The organism is Streptomyces sp. NPDC088254, from assembly GCF_044740925.1.
Lineage (GTDB): Bacteria > Actinomycetota > Actinomycetes > Streptomycetales > Streptomycetaceae > Streptomyces.
This window is the reverse complement of record NZ_JBIURQ010000010.1, coordinates 219,673-243,060: the sequence shown is the minus strand read 5'-3', so window position 1 is coordinate 243,060 and position 23,388 is coordinate 219,673. Positions and strand designations below refer to the sequence as shown.

The 23,388-nt window shown below is 67.6% G+C and carries 37 protein-coding genes; 34 read left to right on the top strand and 3 right to left on the bottom strand.

Going from position 1 to position 23,388, the window contains the following annotated elements:
* The first annotated feature begins 226 nt into the window (after window positions 1–226).
* The 31 genes from rpsJ (at window position 227) to truA (ending at window position 17,600) form a co-directional block, all read left to right on the top strand.
* Entirely contained in the window at window positions 227–535 is a 309-nt protein-coding gene (gene rpsJ, locus ACIOC0_RS28185) for a 30S ribosomal protein S10 (protein ID WP_003948644.1), read from the top strand.
* 17 nt (window positions 536–552) lie between these two features.
* Window positions 553–1,197, top strand: a complete 645-nt coding sequence (gene rplC / locus ACIOC0_RS28180) for a 50S ribosomal protein L3 (RefSeq protein ID WP_351094526.1) — start codon at window positions 553–555, stop codon at window positions 1,195–1,197.
* An 8-nt stretch (window positions 1,198–1,205) separates the two neighbouring features.
* Window positions 1,206–1,865 carry a 50S ribosomal protein L4 gene (gene rplD, locus ACIOC0_RS28175; RefSeq protein ID WP_130441053.1) on the top strand — a complete coding sequence of 220 codons (660 nt, stop codon included), beginning with the start codon at window positions 1,206–1,208 and terminating at the stop codon, window positions 1,863–1,865.
* Window positions 1,865–2,284 (top strand): 50S ribosomal protein L23, encoded by a 420-nt coding sequence (gene rplW / locus ACIOC0_RS28170; protein ID WP_351094523.1) that lies wholly within the window; start codon window positions 1,865–1,867, stop codon window positions 2,282–2,284. The genes rplD and rplW overlap by 1 nt, the downstream gene beginning before the upstream one ends.
* Window positions 2,285–2,324: 40 nt before the next feature.
* The gene (gene rplB / locus ACIOC0_RS28165) at window positions 2,325–3,161 is read left to right on the top strand and encodes a 50S ribosomal protein L2 (RefSeq protein ID WP_030788280.1); all 837 of its coding nucleotides are present in this window, start codon (window positions 2,325–2,327) and stop codon (window positions 3,159–3,161) included.
* A 12-nt stretch (window positions 3,162–3,173) separates the two neighbouring features.
* On the top strand, window positions 3,174–3,455 hold the full coding sequence (rpsS, locus tag ACIOC0_RS28160; RefSeq protein ID WP_130441057.1) for a 30S ribosomal protein S19: 282 nt from the start codon (window positions 3,174–3,176) through the stop codon (window positions 3,453–3,455).
* Window positions 3,456–3,497: 42 nt separating this feature from the next.
* Window positions 3,498–3,845: a 50S ribosomal protein L22 gene (rplV, locus tag ACIOC0_RS28155; RefSeq protein ID WP_030174537.1), complete on the top strand. Its 348-nt coding sequence runs from the start codon at window positions 3,498–3,500 to the stop codon at window positions 3,843–3,845.
* Complete coding sequence (rpsC, locus tag ACIOC0_RS28150; protein ID WP_130441059.1) at window positions 3,845–4,672, top strand: 30S ribosomal protein S3; 828 nt, start codon at window positions 3,845–3,847, stop codon at window positions 4,670–4,672. The genes rplV and rpsC overlap by 1 nt, the downstream gene beginning before the upstream one ends.
* A 5-nt stretch (window positions 4,673–4,677) precedes the next feature.
* A complete protein-coding gene (gene rplP / locus ACIOC0_RS28145; RefSeq protein ID WP_003992362.1) occupies window positions 4,678–5,097 on the top strand; it encodes a 50S ribosomal protein L16 in 420 nt (139 codons plus the stop codon).
* Window positions 5,097–5,321 (top strand): 50S ribosomal protein L29, encoded by a 225-nt coding sequence (gene rpmC / locus ACIOC0_RS28140; RefSeq protein ID WP_130441061.1) that lies wholly within the window; start codon window positions 5,097–5,099, stop codon window positions 5,319–5,321. Before rplP ends, rpmC begins: the two co-directional genes overlap by 1 nt.
* Window positions 5,321–5,605, top strand: a complete 285-nt coding sequence (gene rpsQ / locus ACIOC0_RS28135) for a 30S ribosomal protein S17 (RefSeq protein WP_067249205.1) — start codon at window positions 5,321–5,323, stop codon at window positions 5,603–5,605. The genes rpmC and rpsQ overlap by 1 nt, the downstream gene beginning before the upstream one ends.
* Window positions 5,606–5,733: 128 nt before the next feature.
* Window positions 5,734–6,102: a 50S ribosomal protein L14 gene (gene rplN, locus ACIOC0_RS28130; protein ID WP_003998823.1), complete on the top strand. Its 369-nt coding sequence runs from the start codon at window positions 5,734–5,736 to the stop codon at window positions 6,100–6,102.
* A 2-nt stretch (window positions 6,103–6,104) separates the two neighbouring features.
* Window positions 6,105–6,428 carry a 50S ribosomal protein L24 gene (gene rplX / locus ACIOC0_RS28125; protein ID WP_130441063.1) on the top strand — a complete coding sequence of 108 codons (324 nt, stop codon included), beginning with the start codon at window positions 6,105–6,107 and terminating at the stop codon, window positions 6,426–6,428.
* Complete coding sequence (gene rplE, locus ACIOC0_RS28120) at window positions 6,428–6,985, top strand: 50S ribosomal protein L5 (protein WP_016434630.1); 558 nt, start codon at window positions 6,428–6,430, stop codon at window positions 6,983–6,985. Before rplX ends, rplE begins: the two co-directional genes overlap by 1 nt.
* A gap of 5 nt (window positions 6,986–6,990) precedes the next feature.
* Window positions 6,991–7,176 carry a type Z 30S ribosomal protein S14 gene (locus tag ACIOC0_RS28115; RefSeq protein ID WP_003948630.1) on the top strand — a complete coding sequence of 62 codons (186 nt, stop codon included), beginning with the start codon at window positions 6,991–6,993 and terminating at the stop codon, window positions 7,174–7,176.
* A 212-nt stretch (window positions 7,177–7,388) separates the two neighbouring features.
* Window positions 7,389–7,787, top strand: a complete 399-nt coding sequence (gene rpsH / locus ACIOC0_RS28110) for a 30S ribosomal protein S8 (RefSeq protein ID WP_013001411.1) — start codon at window positions 7,389–7,391, stop codon at window positions 7,785–7,787.
* Between the two features lie 24 nt (window positions 7,788–7,811).
* Entirely contained in the window at window positions 7,812–8,351 is a 540-nt protein-coding gene (rplF, locus tag ACIOC0_RS28105) for a 50S ribosomal protein L6 (RefSeq protein WP_130441065.1), read from the top strand.
* Between the two features lie 3 nt (window positions 8,352–8,354).
* Window positions 8,355–8,738 (top strand): 50S ribosomal protein L18, encoded by a 384-nt coding sequence (gene rplR, locus ACIOC0_RS28100; RefSeq protein ID WP_351094518.1) that lies wholly within the window; start codon window positions 8,355–8,357, stop codon window positions 8,736–8,738.
* A 39-nt stretch (window positions 8,739–8,777) separates the two neighbouring features.
* On the top strand, window positions 8,778–9,386 hold the full coding sequence (rpsE, locus tag ACIOC0_RS28095; protein ID WP_013001409.1) for a 30S ribosomal protein S5: 609 nt from the start codon (window positions 8,778–8,780) through the stop codon (window positions 9,384–9,386).
* Window positions 9,386–9,568: a 50S ribosomal protein L30 gene (gene rpmD, locus ACIOC0_RS28090; protein WP_009190145.1), complete on the top strand. Its 183-nt coding sequence runs from the start codon at window positions 9,386–9,388 to the stop codon at window positions 9,566–9,568. Before rpsE ends, rpmD begins: the two co-directional genes overlap by 1 nt.
* Window positions 9,569–9,570: 2 nt before the next feature.
* On the top strand, window positions 9,571–10,026 hold the full coding sequence (gene rplO, locus ACIOC0_RS28085) for a 50S ribosomal protein L15 (protein ID WP_067018996.1): 456 nt from the start codon (window positions 9,571–9,573) through the stop codon (window positions 10,024–10,026).
* 245 nt (window positions 10,027–10,271) lie between these two features.
* Window positions 10,272–11,585, top strand: coding sequence for a preprotein translocase subunit SecY (secY, locus tag ACIOC0_RS28080; protein ID WP_402158542.1), 1,314 nt, complete (start codon window positions 10,272–10,274; stop codon window positions 11,583–11,585).
* Window positions 11,585–12,256 (top strand): adenylate kinase, encoded by a 672-nt coding sequence (locus tag ACIOC0_RS28075; RefSeq protein ID WP_402158541.1) that lies wholly within the window; start codon window positions 11,585–11,587, stop codon window positions 12,254–12,256. Before secY ends, ACIOC0_RS28075 begins: the two co-directional genes overlap by 1 nt.
* A gap of 121 nt (window positions 12,257–12,377) precedes the next feature.
* On the top strand, window positions 12,378–13,214 hold the full coding sequence (map, locus tag ACIOC0_RS28070; RefSeq protein WP_402158539.1) for a type I methionyl aminopeptidase: 837 nt from the start codon (window positions 12,378–12,380) through the stop codon (window positions 13,212–13,214).
* Window positions 13,215–13,377: 163 nt separating this feature from the next.
* Window positions 13,378–13,599: a translation initiation factor IF-1 gene (gene infA, locus ACIOC0_RS28065; RefSeq protein WP_003948620.1), complete on the top strand. Its 222-nt coding sequence runs from the start codon at window positions 13,378–13,380 to the stop codon at window positions 13,597–13,599.
* 70 nt (window positions 13,600–13,669) lie between these two features.
* The gene (gene rpmJ / locus ACIOC0_RS28060; RefSeq protein WP_003948619.1) at window positions 13,670–13,783 is read left to right on the top strand and encodes a 50S ribosomal protein L36; all 114 of its coding nucleotides are present in this window, start codon (window positions 13,670–13,672) and stop codon (window positions 13,781–13,783) included.
* 218 nt (window positions 13,784–14,001) lie between these two features.
* Window positions 14,002–14,382, top strand: a complete 381-nt coding sequence (gene rpsM / locus ACIOC0_RS28055) for a 30S ribosomal protein S13 (protein ID WP_130441073.1) — start codon at window positions 14,002–14,004, stop codon at window positions 14,380–14,382.
* Between the two features lie 68 nt (window positions 14,383–14,450).
* Window positions 14,451–14,855: a 30S ribosomal protein S11 gene (gene rpsK / locus ACIOC0_RS28050; protein ID WP_010354218.1), complete on the top strand. Its 405-nt coding sequence runs from the start codon at window positions 14,451–14,453 to the stop codon at window positions 14,853–14,855.
* Between the two features lie 119 nt (window positions 14,856–14,974).
* A complete protein-coding gene (locus ACIOC0_RS28045) occupies window positions 14,975–15,997 on the top strand; it encodes a DNA-directed RNA polymerase subunit alpha (RefSeq protein ID WP_003966937.1) in 1,023 nt (340 codons plus the stop codon).
* A 164-nt stretch (window positions 15,998–16,161) separates the two neighbouring features.
* Complete coding sequence (gene rplQ, locus ACIOC0_RS28040) at window positions 16,162–16,656, top strand: 50S ribosomal protein L17 (protein ID WP_130441075.1); 495 nt, start codon at window positions 16,162–16,164, stop codon at window positions 16,654–16,656.
* An 86-nt stretch (window positions 16,657–16,742) separates the two neighbouring features.
* Window positions 16,743–17,600: a tRNA pseudouridine(38-40) synthase TruA gene (truA, locus tag ACIOC0_RS28035; protein ID WP_402158535.1), complete on the top strand. Its 858-nt coding sequence runs from the start codon at window positions 16,743–16,745 to the stop codon at window positions 17,598–17,600.
* A 42-nt stretch (window positions 17,601–17,642) separates the two neighbouring features.
* Here the strand turns inward: truA and ACIOC0_RS28030 are convergent, their stop codons facing one another.
* Complete coding sequence (locus ACIOC0_RS28030) at window positions 17,643–18,518, bottom strand: hypothetical protein (RefSeq protein WP_402158533.1); 876 nt, start codon at window positions 18,516–18,518, stop codon at window positions 17,643–17,645.
* Window positions 18,519–18,807: 289 nt separating this feature from the next.
* On the opposite strand from ACIOC0_RS28030, the gene rplM reads away from it, so the two are divergent.
* The 3 genes from rplM to glmM all read left to right on the top strand — a co-directional run bounded on the left by rplM (window position 18,808) and on the right by glmM (window position 21,384).
* Window positions 18,808–19,251 carry a 50S ribosomal protein L13 gene (gene rplM / locus ACIOC0_RS28025; RefSeq protein ID WP_130441081.1) on the top strand — a complete coding sequence of 148 codons (444 nt, stop codon included), beginning with the start codon at window positions 18,808–18,810 and terminating at the stop codon, window positions 19,249–19,251.
* 43 nt (window positions 19,252–19,294) lie between these two features.
* On the top strand, window positions 19,295–19,807 hold the full coding sequence (gene rpsI / locus ACIOC0_RS28020; RefSeq protein ID WP_351094504.1) for a 30S ribosomal protein S9: 513 nt from the start codon (window positions 19,295–19,297) through the stop codon (window positions 19,805–19,807).
* A 218-nt stretch (window positions 19,808–20,025) separates the two neighbouring features.
* Entirely contained in the window at window positions 20,026–21,384 is a 1,359-nt protein-coding gene (gene glmM, locus ACIOC0_RS28015) for a phosphoglucosamine mutase (RefSeq protein ID WP_402158530.1), read from the top strand.
* On the opposite strand, the gene ACIOC0_RS28010 is transcribed toward glmM, so the two are convergent.
* Window positions 21,385–22,305, bottom strand: a complete 921-nt coding sequence (locus ACIOC0_RS28010) for a DUF389 domain-containing protein (RefSeq protein ID WP_402158528.1) — start codon at window positions 22,303–22,305, stop codon at window positions 21,385–21,387.
* A gap of 17 nt (window positions 22,306–22,322) precedes the next feature.
* Complete coding sequence (coaA, locus tag ACIOC0_RS28005) at window positions 22,323–23,291, bottom strand: type I pantothenate kinase (protein ID WP_165430423.1); 969 nt, start codon at window positions 23,289–23,291, stop codon at window positions 22,323–22,325.
* Window positions 23,292–23,388: the final 97 nt, after the last annotated feature.

Sequence of the window (23,388 nt, the reverse complement as noted above, 5' to 3'; positions counted from 1 at the left end):
CGGGAATCTTTCGGGAAGTGTCAGTGCGCCACTGGCCAGGCACCCGGTGGGCTTCCGCCCCCGGCCTGCGGTTCCGGAAGGGCCGCGTTTCCCGACGAGGGATGCTCGAACAAGGGGCATCTGTGTCAGCGGGGGCGCGACACACCCGACCGCGTGGGTCGGAGGAGCGGGTCACGGGCCACCGGGTTCCAGAGCGTTAAACGAGACAAAGGACTACTGAGTAGCCATGGCGGGACAGAAGATCCGCATCCGGCTCAAGGCCTACGACCACGAGGTCATCGACTCCTCGGCGAAGAAGATCGTCGAGACGGTGACCCGCACTGGTGCGTCGGTCGCGGGCCCGGTGCCGCTGCCCACTGAGAAGAACGTGTACTGCGTCATCAAGTCGCCGCACAAGTACAAGGACTCGCGCGAGCACTTCGAGATGCGCACGCACAAGCGCCTGATCGACATCCTCGACCCGACCCCCAAGACCGTTGACTCTCTGATGCGACTCGACCTCCCGGCCGGTGTCGACATCGAGATCAAGCTCTGAGGCCGGTGATCTGAGAGATGGCAAAGCAGATCAAGGGCATCCTGGGCGAGAAGCTCGGCATGACGCAGGTGTGGGACGAGAACAACCGTGTTGTTCCGGTCACCGTCGTCAAGGCCGGCCCCAACGTCGTCACCCAGGTCCGTACGAACGACGTCGACGGCTACGAGTCGGTTCAGATCGCCTTCGGCGAGATCGACCCGCGCAAGGTGAACAAGCCCCTCAAGGGCCACTTCTCCAAGGCCGACGTCACCCCCCGTCGTCACCTCGTCGAGATCCGCACCGCGGACGCCTCCGAGTACACGCTCGGCCAGGAGATCACCGCTGAGGTGTTCGAGGCCGGCGTCAAGGTCGACGTGACCGGCAAGAGCAAGGGCAAGGGCTTCGCCGGCGTCATGAAGCGCCACAACTTCCGTGGCCTCGGCGCCGGACACGGCACCCAGCGCAAGCACCGCTCCCCCGGTTCCATCGGTGGCTGCGCCACCCCGGGCCGCGTGTTCAAGGGCCTCCGCATGGCGGGTCGCATGGGCAACGAGCGCGTCACCACCCAGAACCTGACCGTCCACGCCGTTGACGCGGAGAAGGGTCTGCTGCTCATCAAGGGCGCTGTCCCGGGTCCGAACGGCGGCCTCGTCCTGGTCCGCACCGCGGCCAAGGGGGCCTGAGGTAACCGATGAGCACTGTTGACATCCTTTCGCCTGCCGGCGAGAAGACCGGTAGCGTCGAGCTCCCCGCGGAGATCTTCGGCGTGGAGAAGGTCAGCATCCCGCTGATCCACCAGGTCGTCGTCGCGCAGAACGCGGCTGCCCGTCAGGGCACGCACAAGACCAAGACCCGCGGTGAAGTCCGTGGTGGCGGCAAGAAGCCGTACCGCCAGAAGGGCACCGGCCGCGCCCGTCAGGGCTCGACCCGCGCGCCGCAGTTCGCCGGCGGTGGCGTCGTGCACGGTCCCGTGCCGCGTGACTACTCGCAGCGGACCCCGAAGAAGATGAAGGCTGCCGCGCTGCGTCACGCCCTCACCGACCGGGCCCGCCACAACCGCATCCACGTCGTCACCGGCGTGATCGAGGGCGAGACCCCCTCCACCAAGGCCGCCCGGTCGCTGTTCGGCAAGATCTCGGAGCGCAAGAACCTGCTCCTGGTCGTCGACCGCGCCGACGAGGCCGCGTGGCTGTCCGCCCGCAACCTGCCCCAGGTCCACATCCTGGAGCCGGGCCAGCTGAACACGTACGACGTGATCGTCTCGGACGATGTGGTCTTCACCCAGGCCGCTTTCGAGTCCTTCGTCGCCGGCCCGAACAAGGCCAACGACACCGAAGGGAGCGAGGTCTGATGGCTATCCGTCACCCCGCTATCGCCTCGAAGGCTGCCAAGAAGGCCAAGGAAGCGCGCCTGAAGAAGGCCCGCCGCCACGCCGCCGAGGGCAAGAACACCGTCGTCACCGCGCCCAGCAAGGCGTACACGGACCACCGTGACGTGCTGCTGAAGCCGGTCGTGTCGGAGAAGAGCTACGCGCTCCTCGACGAGAACAAGTACACGTTCATCGTCGACCCGAACGCCAACAAGACCCAGATCAAGCAGGCCGTCCAGGCGGTCTTCTCGGTCAAGGTCACCGGGGTCAACACGATCAACCGCCAGGGCAAGCGCAAGCGGACCCGCACGGGCTTCGGCCAGCGTGCCGCCACCAAGCGAGCGATCGTGACCCTTGCTGAGGGCGACCGTATCGACATCTTCGGCGGTCCGACCGCCTGAGGGCGGTCCGGATCGTCCGATATCGGACGAGGACTGAAAAATGGGAATCCGCAAGTACAAGCCGACTACGCCGGGCCGTCGTGGCTCCAGCGTCGCCGACTTCGTCGAGGTCACGCGGTCCACGCCGGAGAAGTCGTTGGTCCGCCCCCTGCACAGCAAGGGTGGCCGTAACAACTCCGGTCGTGTGACCGTCCGCCACCAGGGCGGTGGCCACAAGCGCGCCTACCGCGTGATCGACTTCCGTCGTCACGACAAGGACGGCGTGCCGGCGAAGGTCGCGCACATCGAGTACGACCCCAACCGCACCGCGCGCATCGCGCTGCTGCACTACGCCGACGGCGAGAAGCGCTACATCCTCGCCCCGCGCAACCTGCAGCAGGGCGACCGCGTCGAGAACGGTCCCGGGGCCGACATCAAGCCGGGCAACAACCTGGCGCTCCGCAACATCCCGGTCGGTACCACGATCCACGCGATCGAGCTCCGTCCCGGTGGCGGCGCCAAGTTCGCCCGCTCCGCCGGCGCTTCGGTGCAGCTGCTCGCGAAGGAGGGCTCGATGGCCCACCTGCGCATGCCGTCCGGTGAGATCCGCCTGGTCGACCAGCGCTGCCGCGCCACGGTCGGCGAGGTCGGCAACGCCGAGCAGAGCAACATCAACTGGGGCAAGGCCGGCCGCAAGCGCTGGCTGGGCGTCCGCCCGACCGTTCGCGGTGTGGCGATGAACCCGGTTGACCACCCCCACGGTGGTGGTGAGGGCAAGACCTCCGGTGGTCGCCACCCGGTCAGCCCCTGGGGTCAGAAGGAGGGTCGTACTCGTTCGCCGAAGAAGGCTTCGAACAAGTACATCGTCCGCCGCCGCAAGACGAACAAGAAGCGCTAGGAGCGGGTTTAGATGCCGCGCAGTCTCAAGAAGGGACCCTTCGTCGACGGCCACCTCGTGAAGAAGGTGGACGCCCAGAACGAAGCCGGTACCAAGAACGTCATCAAGACCTGGTCCCGTCGCTCGATGATCACTCCCAGCATGCTGGGCCACACGATCGCGGTGCACAACGGCAAGACCCACATTCCGGTGTTCGTCACCGAGTCGATGGTCGGCCACAAGCTCGGCGAGTTCTCGCCGACGCGCACCTTCCGGGGTCACGTCAAGGACGACCGGAAGTCGAAGCGCCGCTAGTAGCGGGGTGGAATGACCATGACAGACACTGGAAGGACAACCATGGAAGCCAGGGCCCAGGCGCGGTACATCCGCGTCACGCCCATGAAGGCCCGCCGCGTGGTGGACCTTATCCGTGGCATGGACGCCACGGAGGCTCAGGCGGTCCTGCGTTTCGCCCCGCAGGCCGCGAGCGTGCCGGTCGGCAAGGTGCTGGACAGCGCCATCGCCAACGCCGCGCACAACTACGACCACACTGACGCCGACAGCCTCTACGTCTCCGAGGCCTACGTCGACGAGGGCCCGACCCTGAAGCGGTTCCGTCCGCGCGCCCAGGGCCGCGCCTACCGGATCCGCAAGCGGACCAGCCACATCACCGTGGTCGTCAGCAGCAAGGAAGGGACCCGGTAATGGGCCAGAAGGTAAACCCGCACGGGTTCCGGCTCGGTGTCACGACCGACTTCAAGTCGCGTTGGTACGCCGACAAGTCCTACAAGGAGTACGTCGGGGAAGACGTCGCCATCCGTCGGATGATGACGTCCGGCATGGAGCGCGCCGGCATCTCGAAGGTGGAGATCGAGCGCACCCGTGACCGTGTCCGCGTCGACATCCACACCGCCCGGCCGGGCATCGTCATCGGCCGTCGCGGCGCGGAGGCCGACCGCATCCGCGGCGACCTGGAGAAGCTGACCAAGAAGCAGGTCCAGCTGAACATCCTCGAGGTCAAGAACCCCGAGACGGACGCTCAGCTGGTCGCTCAGGCCGTCGCCGAGCAGCTCTCCTCCCGCGTCTCCTTCCGTCGGGCCATGCGCAAGAGCATGCAGTCCGCCATGAAGGCCGGCGCCAAGGGCATCAAGATCCAGTGCGGCGGCCGCCTCGGTGGCGCCGAGATGTCCCGCTCGGAGTTCTACCGCGAGGGCCGTGTGCCCCTGCACACGCTCCGCGCGAACGTGGACTACGGCTTCTTCGAGGCCAAGACGACCTTCGGCCGCATCGGCGTGAAGGTCTGGATCTACAAGGGCGACGTCAAGAACATCGCCGAGGTCCGCGCCGAGAACGCTGCTGCCCGCGCCGGCAACCGCCCGGCCCGTGGCGGCGCCGACCGCCCGGCCCGTGGTGGCCGCGGTGGCGAGCGTGGCGGTCGCGGTCGCAAGCCGCAGCAGGCTGCCGGCGCCGAGGCCCCCAAGGCCGAGGCCCCCGCGGCTGCTCCGGCTGAGAGCACCGGAACGGAGGCCTGACCGAAATGCTGATCCCCCGTAGGGTCAAGCACCGCAAGCAGCACCACCCGAAGCGCAACGGTATGTCCAAGGGTGGGACGCAGGTTGCGTTCGGCGAGTACGGCATCCAGGCGCTGACCCCGGCGTACGTGACGAACCGCCAGATCGAAGCGGCTCGTATCGCCATGACCCGTCACATCAAGCGTGGCGGCAAGGTCTGGATCAACATCTACCCGGACCGCCCGCTCACGAAGAAGCCGGCCGAGACCCGCATGGGTTCCGGTAAGGGTTCTCCGGAGTGGTGGATCGCCAACGTCAAGCCCGGACGCGTGATGTTCGAGCTGTCGTACCCCAACGAGAAGATCGCGCGCGAGGCCCTGACCCGTGCGGCTCACAAGCTGCCGATGAAGTGCAAGATCGTCAAGCGCGAGGCAGGTGAAGCGTGATGTCGGCCGGTACCAAGGCGTCAGAGCTGCGCGAGCTGGGCAACGAGGAGCTTCTCGCGAAGCTCCGCGAGTCCAAGGAAGAGCTGTTCAACCTCCGCTTCCAGGCGGCGACCGGACAGCTCGAGAACCACGGCCGTCTGAAGGCGGTCCGTAAGGACATCGCGCGGATCTACACCCTGATGCGCGAGCGTGAGCTGGGCATCGAAACGGTGGAGAGCGCCTGATGAGCGAGAACAACGTGACTGAGAACGCAGAGGCGCGCGGCTTCCGCAAGACCCGTGAGGGTCTCGTCGTCAGCGACAAGATGGACAAGACCGTCGTCGTCGCCGTCGAGGACCGTGTGAAGCACGCGCTGTACGGCAAGGTCATCCGCCGTACGAACAAGCTCAAGGCCCACGACGAGCAGAACGCCGCGGGTGTCGGCGACCGCGTCCTCCTGATGGAGACCCGGCCGCTGTCCGCGACGAAGCGCTGGCGCGTCGTCGAGATCCTCGAGAAGGCCAAGTAGGTAATTCCCGCAAGGGAATTGCAGCAAGTACGCCTGCGGCAAACCCCGCAGGACAGTTCCGCCAGGCTCGGCAGGGGTCCTCGCTCTGAGGCCCCTGCCGGGAACCGGCAGACAAACAGGAGATAGACGTGATCCAGCAGGAGTCGCGACTGCGTGTCGCCGACAACACTGGTGCGAAGGAGATCCTTTGCATCCGTGTGCTCGGTGGCTCCGGTCGCCGCTACGCGGGCATCGGTGACGTCATCGTCGCCACCGTCAAGGACGCGATCCCCGGTGGCAACGTGAAGAAGGGTGACGTCGTCAAGGCGGTCATCGTTCGCACCGTCAAGGAGCGCCGCCGTCCGGACGGCTCGTACATCCGCTTCGACGAGAACGCCGCCGTCATTCTGAAGAACGACGGCGACCCTCGCGGCACCCGCATCTTCGGCCCGGTCGGGCGTGAGCTGCGCGAGAAGAAGTTCATGAAGATCATCTCGCTGGCTCCGGAGGTGCTGTAAGCATGAAGATCAAGAAGGGCGACCTGGTCCAGGTCATCACCGGTAAGGACAAGGGCAAGCAGGGCAAGGTCATCGCGGCCTTCCCCCGCGAGGACCGCGTCCTGGTCGAGGGTGTCAACCGGGTCAAGAAGCACACCAAGGCCGGGCCGACCGCTGGCGGTTCGCAGGCCGGCGGGATCATCACCACCGAGGCGCCGATCCACGTCTCCAACGTCCAGCTGGTCGTTGAGAAGGACGGCAACAAGGTCGTGACCCGCGTCGGTTACCGCTTCGATGACGAGGGCAACAAGATCCGCGTTGCCAAGCGGACGGGTGAGGACATCTGATGGCTACCACCACGACCCCGCGTCTGAAGCAGAAGTACCGCGAGGAGATCGCGGGCAAGCTGCGTGACGAGTTCAAGTACGAGAACGTCATGCAGATCCCCGGCCTCGTCAAGATCGTGGTCAACATGGGTGTGGGCGACGCCGCCCGCGACTCCAAGCTGATCGAGGGCGCCATCCGCGACCTCACCACGATCACCGGTCAGAAGCCGGCCGTCACCAAGGCCCGCAAGTCCATCGCGCAGTTCAAGCTGCGTGAGGGCCAGCCGATCGGTGCCCACGTCACGCTCCGTGGCGACCGCATGTGGGAGTTCCTGGACCGCACCCTGTCGCTCGCGCTGCCGCGCATCCGCGACTTCCGCGGCCTGTCCCCCAAGCAGTTCGACGGCCGTGGCAACTACACCTTCGGTCTCACCGAGCAGGTCATGTTCCACGAGATCGACCAGGACAAGATCGACCGCGTCCGGGGTATGGACATCACCGTGGTGACCACGGCGACCAACGACGCTGAGGGCCGCGCGCTCCTTCGTCACCTCGGCTTCCCCTTCAAGGAGGCGTGAGCGAGATGGCGAAGAAGGCTCTGATCGCGAAGGCTGCTCGCAAGCCCAAGTTCGGCGTGCGTGGCTACACGCGCTGCCAGCGCTGCGGCCGTCCCCACTCCGTGTACCGCAAGTTCGGCCTGTGCCGCGTGTGCCTTCGTGAGATGGCTCACCGTGGCGAGCTGCCGGGCGTGACCAAGAGCTCCTGGTAAATCCCTGGTTCAGGGTTTATCCGGGCTCTCGGTAAGCATCTGGGTCGGCAGGAGCCCTTCCCCCCATGCCTTAGGCTTGTGGGGTTGGGCGCTTGCCGCGCCCGTACGACTTACTACGCCGTAGGTCCACCGCGCCGCACCCGTCCCGTCTCGGATCGGGGAGAGGGATGGCGCACCAGGAAACCCCGGCGAGAGAGGCCACAGGCCAATTCATGACCATGACTGATCCGATCGCAGACATGCTTACGCGTCTGCGGAACGCGAACTCGGCGTACCACGACTCCGTGACGATGCCGGCATCGAAGATCAAGTCTCACATCGCGGAGATCCTCCAGCAGGAGGGCTTCATCACGGGCTGGAAGGTCGAGGACGCCGAGGTCGGCAAGAACCTCGTCCTGGAGCTGAAGTTCGGCCCCAACCGTGAGCGCTCCATCGCGGGCATCAAGCGGATCTCCAAGCCCGGTCTCCGGGTTTACGCGAAGTCCACCTCCCTGCCCAAGGTGCTCGGTGGCCTCGGCGTGGCGATCATCTCCACGTCGCACGGTCTCCTCACCGACAAGCAGGCCGGCAAGAAGGGCGTAGGCGGAGAAGTCCTCGCCTACGTCTGGTAACGGAAGGGAACGGAGGAAACAGCTATGTCGCGTATTGGCAAGCTCCCCATCACGGTTCCCGCCGGCGTGGACGTCACCATCGACGGCCAGACGGTCTCGGTCAAGGGTCCCAAGGGAACGCTGACCCACACCGTCGTTTCGCCGATCGAGATCGCCAAGGGTGAGGACGGCGTTCTGAACGTCACCCGCCCCAACGACGAGCGTCAGAGCAAGGCCCTGCACGGCCTGTCCCGCACGCTGGTGGCGAACATGATCACCGGCGTGACCCAGGGTTACGTGAAGAAGCTCGAGATCAGCGGTGTCGGTTACCGCGTGACCGCCAAGGGTTCGAACCTCGAGTTCGCGCTCGGTTACAGCCACCCGATCCTCGTCGAGGCCCCCGAGGGCATCACCTTCACCGTGGAGGCCCCGACCCGTTTCTCGGTCGCGGGCATCGACAAGCAGAAGGTCGGCGAGGTTGCGGCGAACATCCGCAAGCTGCGCAAGCCCGACCCGTACAAGGCCAAGGGCGTCAAGTACGAGGGCGAAGTCATCCGCCGCAAGGTCGGAAAGGCGGGTAAGTAAGCCATGGCATACGGGCAGAAGATCCTGAAGGGCGACGCCTACAAGCGTGCCGCGATCAAGCGCCGTCACATCCGGATCCGCAAGCGGATCAACGGTACGGCGGAGCGCCCCCGTCTGGTCGTGACCCGTTCCAACCGCCACATCGTGGCGCAGGTGATCGACGACCTCAAGGGCCACACCCTGGCTTCGGCGTCCACGCTGGACACGTCGATCCGCAGTGGCGAGGGCGACAAGTCCGCGCAGGCCAAGCAGGTCGGCGCCCTGGTCGCCGAGCGCGCCAAGGCCGCCGGTGTCGAGGCTGTCGTGTTCGACCGTGGTGGCAACCAGTACGCCGGGCGCATCGCCGCCCTGGCGGACGCCGCCCGCGAAGCCGGGCTCAAGTTCTGAGCCTGCCGTAGCTAGCGGAAACAGAGAGAGGTAATTCCAATGGCTGGACCCCAGCGCCGCGGTGGCGGTGCCGGTGGCGGCGAGCGGCGGGACCGGAAGGGCCGTGACGGCGGCGCTGCTGCCGCCGAGAAGACCGCGTACGTTGAGCGCGTCGTCGCGATCAACCGCGTCGCCAAGGTTGTGAAGGGTGGTCGTCGCTTCAGCTTCACCGCGCTGGTCGTGGTGGGCGACGGTGACGGCACCGTGGGTGTCGGTTACGGCAAGGCCAAGGAGGTGCCGGCCGCCATCGCCAAGGGCGTTGAGGAGGCCAAGAAGCACTTCTTCAAGGTCCCCCGTATCCAGGGCACCATCCCGCACCCGATCACGGGTGAGAAGGCGGCGGGCGTCGTCCTGCTCAAGCCGGCTTCCCCCGGTACCGGTGTTATCGCCGGTGGCCCGGTGCGTGCCGTGCTCGAGTGCGCCGGCGTTCACGACATCCTGTCGAAGTCGCTCGGCTCGTCGAACGCGATCAACATCGTGCACGCGACCGTGGAGGCCCTGAAGGGCCTGCAGCGTCCCGAGGAGATCGCGGCCCGCCGCGGTCTGCCCCTCGAGGACGTCGCTCCCGCGGCCCTGCTGCGTGCGCGTGCCGGGGCTGGTGCTGCGTAATGGCTCAGCTCAAGATCACGCAGACGAAGTCGTACATCGGCAGCAAGCAGAACCACCGCGACACCCTGCGTTCCCTGGGCCTCAAGCGCCTGGGTGACGTGGTCGTCAAGGAGGACCGCCCCGAGTTCCGCGGAATGGTGCACACCGTCCGCCACCTCGTGACGGTCGAGGAGGTCGACTGATCATGGCGGAGAACAACCCGCTCAAGATCCACAACCTCCGTCCCGCCCCCGGCGCCAAGACCGCCAAGACCCGTGTCGGTCGTGGTGAGGCGTCGAAGGGTAAGACGGCCGGTCGTGGTACCAAGGGCACGAAGGCCCGCTACCAGGTTCCGGAGCGCTTCGAGGGCGGCCAGATGCCGCTGCACATGCGCCTCCCGAAGCTGAAGGGCTTCAAGAACCCGTTCAAGACCGAGTACCAGGTCGTGAACCTCGACAAGCTGGCGGCTCTGTACCCGGAGGGTGGCGAGGTCACCGTCGAGGGTCTCGTCGCCAAGGGCGCCGTTCGCAAGAACAGCCTCGTCAAGGTCCTCGGCCAGGGCGAGATCTCCGTGGCGCTGCAGGTGACGGTCGACGCCGTCTCCGGCTCCGCCAAGGAGAAGATCACCGCCGCCGGCGGTACCGTCACCGAGCTCGTCTGAGCCCATCAGGCGTCTCGATGACTTGAGCGATCCCGACCGGGGATACCCCACAAATGGGGTATCCCCGGTTGGTCGTTCCTAGGGCGGCGGTGTCGCCGGTAAGGTGACCTCCACTGCCCACTTTCACAAGGTGCGCGCAAACGGGCACCTTGAGCGGCAGTCGTCCGTTACACATGTCGTTGTTCTTATTGGACCTTCAAGACCGTCACCCTTGACGCAGTTGCGCGGGGGTCGCAGGAGGCACCGTGCTCACCGCGTTCGCCCGGGCGTTCAAGACGCCCGACCTGCGCAAGAAGCTGCTCTTCACGCTCGGCATCATCGTGGTCTACCGGGTGGGTACGCATGTACCGATCCCCGGCGTCGACTACACGTCCGTCCAGCGCTGCGTGGACGAGGCGTCCGGCAACCAGGGCCTCTTCGGGCTGGTGAACATGTTCAGCGGCGGGGCGCTGCTGCAGATCACGGTCTTCGCGCTGGGCATCATGCCGTACATCACGGCGAGCATCATCCTTCAGCTGCTGACCGTGGTCATCCCGCGCCTGGAAGCCCTGAAGAAGGAGGGACAGGCCGGCACCACGAAGATCACGCAGTACACCCGCTACCTGACCGTGGCGCTCGCCATCCTGCAGGGCACCGGCCTGGTGGCCACCGCCCGCAGCGGCGCCCTCTTCTCCGGCTGCACGGTCGCGAGCCAGATCGTCCCGGACCGCGCGATCTTCACCACCGTGACCATGGTCATCTGCATGACCGCCGGTACGGCCGTCGTCATGTGGCTCGGTGAGCTCATCACCGACCGCGGCATCGGCAACGGCATGTCGATCCTGATGTTCATCTCGATCGCCGCGACCTTCCCGTCGGCCCTGTGGGCCATCAAGAAGCAGGGCACCCTGGCGGGCGGATGGATCGAGTTCGGCACGGTCGTCGCCGTGGGCCTGGTCATGATCGGCCTGGTGGTCTTCGTCGAGCAGGCCCAGCGCCGCATCCCGGTCCAGTACGCCAAGCGCATGATCGGCCGCCGCTCCTACGGCGGGACCTCGACGTACATCCCGCTGAAGGTGAACCAGGCGGGCATCATCCCTGTGATCTTCGCCTCGTCGCTGCTCTACATCCCGGCGCTGGTGGCGCAGTTCGCCGGTGGCAACGCGGGCTGGAAGACCTGGATCGAACAGAACCTCGCAAAGCCGGACGCGCCCGCGCACATCACGCTCTACTTCTTCTTGATCATCTTCTTCGCGTTCTTCTACGTGGCCATCTCGTTCAACCCCGAGGAAGTGGCCGACAACATGAAGAAGTATGGTGGCTTCATCCCGGGCATCCGGGCTGGCCGACCGACCGCTGAGTATCTGAGCTACGTACTCAACCGGATCACCTGGCCGGGGTCGCTGTATCTGGGTCTGATCGCTCTCGTCCCGACAATGGCGTTGGCCGGCTTCAATGCGAACCAGAACTTCCCGTTCGGCGGGACCAGCATCCTGATCATCGTGGGTGTCGGCCTGGAGACGGTGAAGCAGATCGAGAGCCAGCTTCAGCAGCGCAATTACGAAGGGTTCCTCCGCTGATGCGAATCGTCCTCGTCGGGCCGCCGGGCGCCGGAAAGGGAACGCAGGCCACGCGCCTGGCAGAGAAGCTGCGCGTTCCGCACATCTCCACGGGCGACCTGTTCCGGACCAACATCAGCCGGCAGACGGAACTCGGGAAGCTCGCGAAGTCCTACATCGACGCCGGCGACCTCGTCCCCGACGAGGTGACCATCGGCATGGCCAAGGACCGCATGGAGCAGTCGGACGCCGAGCGCGGCTTCCTGCTGGACGGTTTCCCGCGCAACGTCGCGCAGGCCGAGGCGCTGGACGAGCTCCTCACCGCCGAGGGCATCAAGCTGGACGCGGTGCTGGACCTGGAGGCCCCCGAGGAGGAGGTCGTCAAGCGGATCGCCGGTCGGCGCATCTGCCGCAACGACTCCGCCCACGTCTTCCACGTGACGCACAAGAAGCCGGCCAAGGACGGCGTCTGCGACGTGTGCGGCGGCGAGCTGTACCAGCGCGCCGACGACACCGAGGAGACGGTGCGCACGCGGCTGGACGTCTACCACACGCAGACCGAGCCGATCATCAGCTACTACGATGCGCAGGGCCTGGTCACCACGATCTCCGCCCTGGGCGAGGTCGACGAGGTCACCGAGCGCGCCATGGCGGCGCTGCCCCAGCTGGAAGACCCCGCGCACTCCCGCTGAGCGCTCACGAAGGAGCCCCCGGCGTCCCGCGCATCCGCGCCCGGACTCCGGGGGCTTCCTCGTCGGGTGGGCGCGTATCCTGGAGTGCCGCTAGACGAGATGCCAGGAGGCGCGACCGAGCATGGTGCAGATCAAGACCCCCGAGCAGATCGCCAAGATGCGTGCGGCGGGGCTGGTCGTCGCCGCGATCCACGCGGCCACCCGTGAGGCCGCGGTGCCCGGGGCCACGACGAAGGACCTGGACGAGGTCGCCCGCAAGGTGCTCGCGGAGAACGGCGCCAAGTCGAACTTCCTCGGCTACGGCGGCTTCCCCGCCACCATCTGCACCTCGGTGAACGACGTGGTGGTCCACGGCATCCCCTCCGACGAGGTCGTCCTGAAGGACGGGGACGTCATCTCCATCGACTGCGGGGCGATCGTCGACGGCTGGCACGGCGACGCCGCCTACACGGCGTTCGTGGGCTCGGGGCACTCCCCGGAGCTGATCGAGCTCTCCCGGGTGACCGAGGAGTCGATGTGGGCCGGCATCGCGGCCATGAAGCACGGCAACCGGCTGGTCGACGTCTCCCGGGCCATCGAGACGTACATCCGCCGTCAGCCGAAGCCCGGCGGCGGCCGCTACGGCATCATCGAGGACTACGGCGGCCACGGCATCGGCACCGAGATGCACATGGACCCGCATCTGCTGAACTACGTGGACCGCCGCCGCGGCAAGGGCCCCAAGCTGGTCACCGGCTTCTGCCTCGCCATCGAGCCGATGGTCTCCCTCGGCACCCCGAAGACCGAGGTCCTCTCGGACGACTGGACCGTCATCACGACGGACGGCACCTGGTCCTCCCACTGGGAGCACTCGGTCGCCCTGACGGACGAGGGCCCGCTGGTCCTGACGGCTCCCGACGGCGGCAGGGCGAAGCTGGCGGAGCACGGCGTCACGGCCGCGCCGGACCCGCTTGCATGATGTGGGCCACGGTGGGGCAGGCTTTCCCGATTCGTGTTTCCGGGTGCGCTGACGTAGACTGACTCGTCGGCTCTTGTGCACCCGCATGTCTGCATGCGAACGCTGCTCGCCAGCGGGAAAGTGCCCGGGAGTCGATCAAGGTAGTCGATTCGAAGGGCGAAGCGTGGCCAAGAAGCAAGGTGCCATCGAGATCGAGGGCACTGTCGTCGAGTCTCTGCCGAACGCCATGTTCAAGGTCGAGCTCCAGAACGGCCACCAGGTCCTGGCACACATCAGCGGCAAGATGCGTATGCACTACATCCGTATCCTCCCTGACGACCGGGTCGTGGTGGAGCTGTCTCCGTACGACCTGACGCGTGGCCGGATCGTCTACCGCTACAAGTAGATCTTGCCAATGCCCCGTGCGCCGCTCGGTGTTCGGGGCTGTCGGCAACTGACCCGGAGAACCTCATCACATGAAGGTCAAGCCGAGCGTCAAGAAGATCTGCGACAAGTGCAGGGTGATCCGCCGTCACGGTCGGGTCATGATCATTTGCGACAACCCGCGCCACAAGCAGCGCCAGGGCTGATCCCAACTCTGATCACCCTCTGCACCGATATCGCAGAGACTTCGCGCGACGCGAGCTGAATATGTTCATACGCAGGGCCCAGGCGGATTCGACACCCGTCTGACACCCCCGGTTCGGAGGCCGGGGACCCAGCCGTACCAACTCTTTCGAAGGGAAGAGGCCGGCGGCTGGGAGCCGGTTCTGTGGAAGACCTCCGAAGATCACCAGGAGCCATTGAAATGGCACGCGTTTCCGGTGTTGACATCCCGCGCGAAAAGCGCGTGGAGGTCGCCCTCACCTACGTGTTCGGCATCGGCCGGACCCTCTCGCAGGAGACGCTGGCTGCGACCGGCGTCGACCCGAACACCCGTGTTCGCGACCTGAGCGAAGAGCAGCTGGTCGCCATCCGCGAGTACGTCGACAACAACATCAAGACCGAGGGTGACCTCCGTCGCGAGATCCAGGCCGACATCCGCCGCAAGGTGGAGATCGGCTCCTACCAGGGTCTGCGTCACCGTCGCGGTCTGCCTGTCCGCGGTCAGCGCACCAGCACCAACGCCCGCACCCGCAAGGGCCCGCGTCGCGCCATCGCCGGCAAGAAGAAGCCGGGCAAGAAGTAGTCCGCAGCGGACTCGCCGTCCAGCGGTCTTCGCTGTAGGACCGACCACCTCCCGTAGGAGTTTTCGACATGCCCCCCAAGGGACGTCAGGGCGCAGCCAAGAAGGTGCGCCGCAAGGAAAAGAAGAACGTCGCGCACGGCCAGGCGCACATCAAGAGCACGTTCAACAACACGATCGTGTCCATCACGGACCCGGCCGGCAACGTGATCTCGTGGGCCTCCGCCGGTCACGTCGGTTTCAAGGGCTCGCGCAAGTCCACGCCGTTCGCCGCGCAGATGGCCGCCGAGTCGGCTGCCCGTCGCGCTCAGGAGCACGGCATGCGCAAGGTCGACGTCTTCGTCAAGGGCCCGGGCGCCGGTCGTGAGACCGCCATCCGTTCCCTGCAGGCCACTGGCCTCGAGGTCGGCTCCATCCAGGACGTCACCCCGACCCCGCACAACGGCTGCCGTCCGCCCAAGCGCCGCCGCGTCTGACGCACGGTTGTCTTGAAGGTTCGCGGGCGGTACGGCTCCTCGGAGGCGTGCCGCCCGTACCCTTGCAGTAACGAGTCGGGCGTCAAATAGCGGGCGCCCCTGACTGAAGGATCACCAACATGCTGATCGCTCAGCGTCCCTCGTTGACCGAAGAGGTCGTCGACGAGTTCCGCTCCCGGTTCGTCATCGAGCCGCTGGAGCCGGGCTTCGGCTACACCCTCGGCAACTCCCTGCGCCGGACCCTCCTCTCCTCGATCCCGGGTGCGGCGGTCACGTCCATCCGCATCGACGGCGTGCTGCACGAGTTCACCACCGTGCCGGGCGTCAAGGAGGACGTCACCGACCTGATCCTCAACATCAAGCAGCTGGTCGTCTCCTCGGAGCACGACGAGCCGGTCGTGATGTACCTGCGCAAGCAGGGCCCGGGTCTGGTCACCGCCGCCGACATCGCGCCCCCGGCCGGTGTCGAGGTCCACAACCCCGACCTCGTCCTCGCCACGCTCAACGGCAAGGGCAAGCTGGAGATGGAGCTGACGGTCGAGCGTGGCCGCGGTTACGTCTCCGCCGTGCAGAACAAGCAGGTCGGCCAGGAGATCGGCCGTATCCCGGTCGACTCCATCTACTCGCCGGTCCTCAAGGTCACGTACAAGGTCGAGGCGACCCGTGTCGAGCAGCGCACCGACTTCGACAAGCTGATCGTCGACGTCGAGACCAAGCAGGCGATGCGGCCGCGCGACGCCATGGCGTCCGCCGGTAAGACGCTCGTCGAGCTGTTCGGTCTGGCCCGCGAGCTCAACATCGACGCCGAGGGCATCGACATGGGCCCGTCCCCCACGGACGCCGCCCTGGCCGCCGACCTGGCGCTGCCGATCGAGGAGCTGGAGCTCACCGTTCGGTCGTACAACTGCCTCAAGCGTGAGGGCATCCACTCCGTGGGTGAGCTCGTCGCCCGCTCCGAGGCCGATCTGCTCGACATCCGCAACTTCGGTGCGAAGTCGATCGACGAGGTCAAGGCGAAGCTGGCGGGCATGGGTCTCGCGCTCAAGGACTCGCCTCCCGGGTTCGACCCCACCGCTGCGGCGGACGCGTTCGGCGCGGACGACGACGCGGACGCGGGCTTCGTGGAGACCGAGCAGTACTGAGAGCTCAGGACCGACTGCCGGTTCTTGGCTGCCGGCCCGCTGTGGCTGGTCGCGCAGTTCCCCGCGCCCCTTCGGGGCGCGGGGTCTCCGACGAGCAAACCCGCTCGCTCGGATACTGACCCCGGTACCTGATACGGCCGGGGCAGACACACAGGAGAAGAACAATGCCGAAGCCCACCAAGGGTGCCCGTATGGGCGGCAGCGCCGCGCACGAGAAGCTGCTTCTCGCGAACCTCGCGAAGAGCCTCTTCGAGCACGGCCGCATCACCACCACCGAGGCGAAGGCCCGCCGCCTGCGCCCGTACGCCGAGCGTCTGGTCACCAAGGCGAAGAAGGGCGACCTTCACAACCGCCGTCAGGTGCTTCAGGTCATCACGGACAAGAGCGTCGTCCACACGCTCTTCACCGAGATCGGCCCGCGCTACGAGAACCGTCCGGGTGGCTACACCCGCATCACCAAGATCGGTAACCGCCGTGGCGACAACGCGCCCATGGCCGTCATCGAGCTGGTCGAGGCGCTGACGGTGGCGCAGGAGGCGACCGGCGAGGCCGAGGCCGCGACGAAGCGCGCGGTCAAGGAGGCCGAGGAGGCCAAGGTCGAGGAGACCAAGGCTGACGAGGCCGCCGAGGCTCCCGCCGAGGAGTCCAAGGACGCGTAAGCGTTCCCCGCGCCCCCGAGGGGTGTTGGCGGGCCCGTTCCTTTCGAGGAGCGGGCCCGCTTTGGTGTCGGTGAGAGGATCTGCACGTGAGTGATGAAGCAGCACCCGGTTACGTCCGCGTCCGGCTCGACCTTTCCTATGACGGTTCCGAGTTCTCCGGGTGGGCCAAGCAGGCCGGCGGGCGGCGGACCGTCCAGGGGGAGATCGAGGACGCGCTGCGGACCGTCACCCGGTCCCGGGAGACGTACGAGCTGACCGTGGCGGGGCGGACCGACGCCGGGGTGCACGCCCGGGGGCAGGTCGCCCACGTCGATCTGCCGGAGCAGGTCTGGCGTGAGCACCACGGGAAGCTGCTGAAGCGGCTCGCCGGGCGGCTGCCCAGGGATGTTCGGGTGTGGGCACTGCGGGAGGCGCCCGACGGCTTCAACGCGCGGTTCTCGGCCGTGTGGCGGCGCTACGCGTACCGGGTCACCGACAACCCGGGCGGAGTCGACCCGTTGCTGCGGGGCCATGTGCTGTGGCACGACTGGCCGCTCGACGTCGACGCGATGAACGAGGCCGCGCGGCGGCTGCTCGGCGAGCACGACTTCGCGGCCTACTGCAAGCGGCGCGAGGGGGCGACCACGATCCGCACCCTCCAGGAGCTGAGCCTCGTGCGGGGCGACGACGGGATCGTCACCGCGACCGTCCGCGCCGACGCCTTCTGCCACAACATGGTGCGCTCGCTCATCGGGGCGTTGCTGTTCGTCGGGGACGGGCACCGCGGGCCCGAATGGCCGGGCAAGGTGCTCGCCGCGGGCGTCCGGGACTCGGCGGTGCACGTCGTACGGCCGCACGGGCTGACGCTGGAGGAGGTCGGCTATCCGGCCGACGAGCTGCTCGCCGCCCGCAACAAGGAGGCGCGCAACAGGCGGACGCTGCCCGGTGCGGCCGGGTGCTGCTGACGGGGACGCGGGCCGGTGCCCAGCGGGCCGGCGCTCAGCGGGTCACCGGTTCGCCGCAGCCGACGCCTGGGCCTGGCCGCGGCGGCTGATCTGCTGGAACGCGAAGTCGGCGAGGCCGTCGCCGGTGGTGAAGACCTGCGCGTCCTTGTTCGTCACGTCCTTGCCGTTCGTGAAGCCGGTGATCGTGAAGTAGGCGTAGCGGCCGTAGGAGTTGGTCGTCGAGCGGCAGATCGCGCCGACGCAGAAGGGCTTGACGCCGGAGCCGTCGAGGGCCTTGACGATGCTGCGCTTGTCGGCCTGGCTCTTGGCCTTGAGGGCCTGCGCCTCGGTGTCGAAGACGGCCACGCCGACGGTGGCGGCGATGCCGTCCTTCACGTAGGTGACGCGCATCATCCGGGTGCAGCCGTTGTCGGTGAGGACCTTGGGCAGGGTGCCCTGGACGGCGCCGGCGCAGGTGGTGGTGTCGGCCTTGCCGGCCTTCTTGTAGACCGTCGAGCCCATCGTCAGCTGGGTGCCGGGGAAGAGGATGTCCGGGCCGTTGGGCGCGGTGTCCTTGGCCTTGCTGGAGACGAACTCCTTCGGGTCCAGCGGCGGCGGCGCGCTGGTCGGGGCGAAGGAGGGGGTGCCGGAGGCGCTCGGCAGGCCGCCGCTCGCGGGGAGCGAGGAGGCCGGTCTGTTCGGTTTGTCGTCGTCGTTCGCCGACACCACTGCCATGGCGACGGCGGTGCCTATCGCGAGGGTCGCGACGGCGCCCCCGCCTATGAGGAACACGCGTCGGCGCCTGCTGCGGCTCTCGGACGCCTCGGCGAGCGCGGCCCAGTCCGGAGTCGGATCCGAGGCGCCGGCGGTCCACGGCTGTTCGGAGTTCGGTTTCCAGGGATCCCACTGGGACTGAGGTCCCCCCTGCCCATAGCTCATGGGGCGCATCTTAGACGTGCACGGGCGGTGCTTGGCCTCACGTGCAGGTCCGCGGAGGGCCCGCGAGGCGGGGCGGACTCGTTTTGACCTGGCTCGGGCGGCCCGGGTATCCTGCATCTTCGTTGTGTATTGGCTTGCTCATTCTCACGGGACGGGCCCTTACACCGGTCCACCGGGCCGATGACCAGCGACCAGCACGCGGTTTGCGTCACCGCTGTGCGGTCAGGGCTGTCGTGATCGTCTTCGGTGACCTGTCAGGACCACTCACTCGAAGCGAAGGCTACGAACCGTGCGTACGTACAGCCCCAAGCCCGGCGATGTGACGCGCCAGTGGCACGTCATCGACGCTCAGGACGTTGTCCTGGGCCGTCTCGCCACCACTGCCGCCTCTCTCCTGCGCGGCAAGCACAAGCCGATCTACGCCCCTCACGTCGACACCGGTGACTTCGTCATCATCATCAACGCCGACAAGGTGCACCTGTCGGGCAACAAGCGGAACCAGAAGATGGCGTACCGCCACTCCGGTTACCCGGGCGGTCTGCGCTCGGTCCGCTACGACGAGCTGCTCGACAAGAACCCGGAGAAGGCCGTCGAGAAGGCCGTCAAGGGCATGCTCCCCAAGAACTCGCTGGGCCGTCAGATGCTCTCGAAGCTGAAGGTCTACAAGGGTGACCAGCACCCGCACGGCGCGCAGCAGCCGCAGCCGTTCGAGATCACCCAGGTCGCGCAGTAAGTCCGGCCACACCACCCCAAGCACAGAGAATCTGAGGAGAACCGTGGCCGAGACCACTGCCGAGCAGCCGCTCGAAGAGCTTGACATCGACAGCTACACCACCGAGTCCGACGTCCCCGTCGAGGGCGAGTACACCTCGGAGTCGCTGGCCTCCCGCTTCGGCGAGCCGCAGCCGGCCGCCGGCCTGGGCCGTCGCAAGAACGCCATCGCCCGCGTCCGGATCGTCCCGGGCACCGGCAAGTGGAAGATCAACGGTCGCACCCTCGAGGACTACTTCCCGAACAAGGTGCACCAGCAGGAAGTCAACGAGCCGTTCAAGGTCCTGGAGCTCGAGGGCCGCTACGACGTCGTCGCCCGCATCTCCGGTGGCGGTGTCTCCGGCCAGGCCGGTGCGCTGCGTCTCGGTGTCGCCCGCGCGCTGAACGAGGCCGACGTCGACAACAACCGCGGCCCGCTGAAGAAGGCCGGCTTCCTCACGCGCGACGACCGTGCGGTCGAGCGCAAGAAGGCCGGTCTGAAGAAGGCCCGCAAGGCCCCGCAGTACAGCAAGCGCTAAATCTCAGCTGCCTGCACGTACGTCGAACGCCCCGGCGGCACGCCATTGTGCCGCCGGGGCGTTCGTCTTATCGCAGACCTGGGCGTATAACGGCACAAGATGCTCAAAGGGTTGTGTGATCGGACGCTGAGGGCATCAAATGCCTGGGTGCGGGGCCGGCGCCGACCGTCCGGGGCACCCGTGACGATTACGCAACTGATGTTTCCTCAGGAGGACACGTGGGACGACTCTTCGGCACGGACGGCGTGCGCGGTGTGGCCAACGCGGATCTCACGGCCGAGATGGCGCTCGGCCTGTCCGTGGCCGCCGCGCACGTACTGGCCGAGGCGGGCACGTTCGCGGGCCACAGGCCGACGGCCGTGGTGGGACGCGACCCGCGCGCGTCCGGGGAGTTCCTGGAGGCCGCGGTGGTGGCCGGCCTGGCGAGCGCCGGGGTGGACGTGCTCCGGGTGGGCGTGCTGCCCACGCCCGCGGTGGCGTACCTGACCGGCGTGCTCGGCGCCGACCTCGGGGTGATGCTGTCCGCCAGCCACAACGCCATGCCGGACAACGGCGTCAAGTTCTTCGCCCGCGGCGGGCACAAGCTCGCCGACGAGCTGGAGGACAAGATCGAGAGCGTCTACGAGGAGCACCGCACCGGCGCTCCCTGGGACCGTCCGACCGGTTCCGGCGTCGGCCGCGTGCGCTCCTACGACGAGGGGTTCGACCGGTACGTCGCCCACCTCGTCGCCGTTCTCCCGAACCGGCTCGACGGGCTGAAGATCGTCCTCGACGAGGCGCACGGCGCGGCCGCCCGGGTCTCGCCGGAGGCGTTCACGCGGTCCGGCGCGGAGATCGTCACGATCGGCGCCTCGCCGGACGGGCTCAACATCAACGACGGCTACGGCTCCACGCACCTGGACAAGCTGAAGGCGGCGGTCGTCGAGCAGGGCGCCGACTTCGGCATCGCGCACGACGGCGACGCCGACCGCTGCCTGGCCGTGGACCACACCGGCGAGGAGATCGACGGCGACCAGATCCTGGCCGTGCTCGCCCTCGCCATGCGGGAGCGGGGCGTGCTCCGCTCGGACACCGTCGTCGCCACCGTGATGTCCAACCTGGGCTTCAAGCTGGCCATGGAGCGCGAGGGCATCCGGCTCGTCCAGGGCGCCGTGGGCGACCGGTACGTGCTGGAGGAGATGAAGCAGCACGGGTACGCGCTCGGCGGCGAGCAGTCCGGGCATGTGATCATCCTGGACCACGCGACGACCGGTGACGGCACGCTGACCGGGCTGATGCTGGCCGCCCGGGTCGCGCAGACCGGGCGGTCGCTGCGGGAGCTGGCCTCCGTGATGGAGCGGCTGCCGCAGGTGCTGGTGAACGTGCCCGACGTCGACAAGTCGCGGGTTTCCTCCTCGGCGGAGCTGGCCACGGCCGTGGACGAGGCGGAGCGGGAGCTCGGGACCACCGGGCGGGTGCTGCTGCGGCCCTCCGGGACCGAGCCGCTGGTCCGGGTGATGGTCGAGGCCGCCGACATCGAGCAGGCCCGCGCCGTCGCCGGCCGCCTGGCCGACGCGGTGAAGTCCGCGCTCGGCTAGTCAGCGGCGTTTCCCCCACGCCCACTTCTGGATCAGCAGGGTGAGCGTTCCGGCGAGGATGATGCCCAGCAGGTTCAGCAGGAGCTGCTGGGTGGAGCGCAAGGTCTGGTTGGTGTCGCCGTAGACGAGTGCCACGGCCGCGTTCGCCGCGGCGGGGACCGTCGTCACCGAGATGGCGACGCCGACCAGCGCGCCCGACTTCGCGGAGGTGAGGGAGAGCGTGCCGGCGGCTCCCGCCAGAACCGCCACGACGAAGGAGAACCAGTCGGGCGCGTAGATGAAGCCCGTGTTGGGCCGGTCGGCCTCCAGCTGCGCCTTGGTGAACAGGCCCACGGCGTCCATGAACAGGCTGAATCCGGCGGTCACCGCCATCGCCGCCGCGAAGCCGACCAGCAGGGCGATGAGGGAGCGCGCGGCGAGGCGCGGCGTGCGTTGCACTATCGCCGTGGAGACGCCGGCCAGCGGGCCGAACTCGGGGCCCACCGCCATCGCGCCCACGATCAGGACCGCGTTGTCCAGCACCACACCGCAGGCCGCGATCATCGTCGCCAGGACGATGAAGGCCAGGTAGGTGGCGGAGAGCGTCGACTCCTCGTGGGTCGCGTCGGTCAGATGCTCCCAGAGCACCGCGTCGGCGGGCTCGCCCGGCGCCTCGGCCTCCGCCTTGTCGGCGCGCAGGGAGAGGGAGAGGTCGATGTTCTCGACGGCGATCGAGCCGCTCTTCTGAAGGCCCAACTCCTGGAGCGAGCTGAGCAGTTCGTCGCCCGCCTCGCGGGCCACATCGCACAGGACGACGTCGCCCTCAGGGTTGCGGGCGGCCCCGGGCAGCACCACCAGGTGGGCGGTGCCGACCGTGTTCTTGATCAGGCGGACCACGTCGTCGGTCTGCCCGGCCGGTGAGATCAGGCGCAGATGCAGCATGACGTCTTTCTAGCGCATCACAGTTTGCGCAGGCTCAGCCGCTGCACCTTGTGGTCCGGGCCCTTGCGCACGACCAGTGTGGCGCGGCCGCGGGTGGGGGCGATGTTCTCCGTCAGGTTGGGCTTGTTGACGGTGCGCCACATCGTGCGGGCGTAGTCGAGGGCCTCCTCCTCGGACACCTGGGTGTACTTGCGGAAGTACGAGGACGGGTCCTGGAAGGCGGTGGCGCGCAGCTTGCGGAAGCGGTTGAGGTACCAGCGCTCGATGTCCTCGACGCGGGCGTCGACGTACACGCTGAAGTCGAAGTAGTCGGCGAGGCCGACGCGGGTGCGGCCGTCCTTGCCGGGCAGCGCGGGCTGCAGGACGTTCAGTCCCTCGACGATCAGGATGTCCGGGCGGCGGACGGTGAGCCGCCGGTCGGGGACGATGTCGTAGATGAGGTGGGAGTACACGGGGGCCGTGACCTCGTCCTTGCCGGCCTTGATGTCGGCGACGAAGCGGGTGAGGGCGCGGCGGTCGTAGGACTCGGGGAAACCTTTCCGCGACATCAGGCCGCGGGACTGCAGTTCCCTGGTGGGGAGCAGGAAGCCGTCGGTGGTGACCAGTTCGACGCGGGGGTGCTCGGGCCAGCGGGACAGCAGGGCCTGCAGGAGCCGGGCGACGGTCGACTTGCCCACGGCGACCGAGCCGGCGACGCCTATGACGAAGGGGGTGCCGGCCTGGGAGCCCTGCTCGCCCAGGAAGGTGTTGAGCGCGCCGCGCAGACCGTCGGTGGCGCCCACGTAGAGGTTGAGGAGACGGGAGAGCGGGAGGTAGATGTCACGGACCTCGTCGAGGTCGATGACGTCGCCGAGGCCGCGCAGTCTCTCGACCTCGTCGGCGGTGAGCGGCAGCGGCGTCTTGTCGCGCAGCGCGCTCCACTCACAGCGGGTGAGGTCGACGTAAGGAGTCGCCTCCGGCCTGTGCCGGTGGGCGCTCCGGGGCATCGGGGAGACCGGAGAGATCACGCTCCATTGTTAACGGAGTTTGAACCCGATGGCGGGTGGGGTCCGTCACGCAGGCCCGGCCGGGCCGGTGAGGCTC

What these genes read in the sequence shown, in the direction of transcription:
- rpsJ (WP_003948644.1), top strand. Translation starts at nt 227, where the DNA reads ATGGCGGGACAGAAGATCCGCATCCGGCTCAAGGCCTACGACCACGAG.
- rplC (WP_351094526.1), top strand. Translation starts at nt 553, where the DNA reads ATGGCAAAGCAGATCAAGGGCATCCTGGGCGAGAAGCTCGGCATGACG.
- rplD (WP_130441053.1), top strand. Translation starts at nt 1,206, where the DNA reads ATGAGCACTGTTGACATCCTTTCGCCTGCCGGCGAGAAGACCGGTAGC.
- rplW (WP_351094523.1), top strand. Translation starts at nt 1,865, where the DNA reads ATGGCTATCCGTCACCCCGCTATCGCCTCGAAGGCTGCCAAGAAGGCC.
- rplB (WP_030788280.1), top strand. Translation starts at nt 2,325, where the DNA reads ATGGGAATCCGCAAGTACAAGCCGACTACGCCGGGCCGTCGTGGCTCC.
- rpsS (WP_130441057.1), top strand. Translation starts at nt 3,174, where the DNA reads ATGCCGCGCAGTCTCAAGAAGGGACCCTTCGTCGACGGCCACCTCGTG.
- rplV (WP_030174537.1), top strand. Translation starts at nt 3,498, where the DNA reads ATGGAAGCCAGGGCCCAGGCGCGGTACATCCGCGTCACGCCCATGAAG.
- rpsC (WP_130441059.1), top strand. Translation starts at nt 3,845, where the DNA reads ATGGGCCAGAAGGTAAACCCGCACGGGTTCCGGCTCGGTGTCACGACC.
- rplP (WP_003992362.1), top strand. Translation starts at nt 4,678, where the DNA reads ATGCTGATCCCCCGTAGGGTCAAGCACCGCAAGCAGCACCACCCGAAG.
- rpmC (WP_130441061.1), top strand. Translation starts at nt 5,097, where the DNA reads ATGTCGGCCGGTACCAAGGCGTCAGAGCTGCGCGAGCTGGGCAACGAG.
- rpsQ (WP_067249205.1), top strand. Translation starts at nt 5,321, where the DNA reads ATGAGCGAGAACAACGTGACTGAGAACGCAGAGGCGCGCGGCTTCCGC.
- rplX (WP_130441063.1), top strand. Translation starts at nt 6,105, where the DNA reads ATGAAGATCAAGAAGGGCGACCTGGTCCAGGTCATCACCGGTAAGGAC.
- rplE (WP_016434630.1), top strand. Translation starts at nt 6,428, where the DNA reads ATGGCTACCACCACGACCCCGCGTCTGAAGCAGAAGTACCGCGAGGAG.
- ACIOC0_RS28115 (WP_003948630.1), top strand. Translation starts at nt 6,991, where the DNA reads ATGGCGAAGAAGGCTCTGATCGCGAAGGCTGCTCGCAAGCCCAAGTTC.
- rpsH (WP_013001411.1), top strand. Translation starts at nt 7,389, where the DNA reads ATGACCATGACTGATCCGATCGCAGACATGCTTACGCGTCTGCGGAAC.
- rplF (WP_130441065.1), top strand. Translation starts at nt 7,812, where the DNA reads ATGTCGCGTATTGGCAAGCTCCCCATCACGGTTCCCGCCGGCGTGGAC.
- rplR (WP_351094518.1), top strand. Translation starts at nt 8,355, where the DNA reads ATGGCATACGGGCAGAAGATCCTGAAGGGCGACGCCTACAAGCGTGCC.
- rpsE (WP_013001409.1), top strand. Translation starts at nt 8,778, where the DNA reads ATGGCTGGACCCCAGCGCCGCGGTGGCGGTGCCGGTGGCGGCGAGCGG.
- rpmD (WP_009190145.1), top strand. Translation starts at nt 9,386, where the DNA reads ATGGCTCAGCTCAAGATCACGCAGACGAAGTCGTACATCGGCAGCAAG.
- rplO (WP_067018996.1), top strand. Translation starts at nt 9,571, where the DNA reads ATGGCGGAGAACAACCCGCTCAAGATCCACAACCTCCGTCCCGCCCCC.
- ACIOC0_RS28075 (WP_402158541.1), top strand. Translation starts at nt 11,585, where the DNA reads ATGCGAATCGTCCTCGTCGGGCCGCCGGGCGCCGGAAAGGGAACGCAG.
- map (WP_402158539.1), top strand. Translation starts at nt 12,378, where the DNA reads ATGGTGCAGATCAAGACCCCCGAGCAGATCGCCAAGATGCGTGCGGCG.
- rpmJ (WP_003948619.1), top strand. Translation starts at nt 13,670, where the DNA reads ATGAAGGTCAAGCCGAGCGTCAAGAAGATCTGCGACAAGTGCAGGGTG.
- rpsM (WP_130441073.1), top strand. Translation starts at nt 14,002, where the DNA reads ATGGCACGCGTTTCCGGTGTTGACATCCCGCGCGAAAAGCGCGTGGAG.
- rpsK (WP_010354218.1), top strand. Translation starts at nt 14,451, where the DNA reads ATGCCCCCCAAGGGACGTCAGGGCGCAGCCAAGAAGGTGCGCCGCAAG.
- ACIOC0_RS28045 (WP_003966937.1), top strand. Translation starts at nt 14,975, where the DNA reads ATGCTGATCGCTCAGCGTCCCTCGTTGACCGAAGAGGTCGTCGACGAG.
- rplQ (WP_130441075.1), top strand. Translation starts at nt 16,162, where the DNA reads ATGCCGAAGCCCACCAAGGGTGCCCGTATGGGCGGCAGCGCCGCGCAC.
- ACIOC0_RS28030 (WP_402158533.1), bottom strand. Translation starts at nt 18,518, where the DNA reads ATGAGCTATGGGCAGGGGGGACCTCAGTCCCAGTGGGATCCCTGGAAA.
- ACIOC0_RS28010 (WP_402158528.1), bottom strand. Translation starts at nt 22,305, where the DNA reads ATGCTGCATCTGCGCCTGATCTCACCGGCCGGGCAGACCGACGACGTG.
- coaA (WP_165430423.1), bottom strand. Translation starts at nt 23,291, where the DNA reads ATGCCCCGGAGCGCCCACCGGCACAGGCCGGAGGCGACTCCTTACGTC.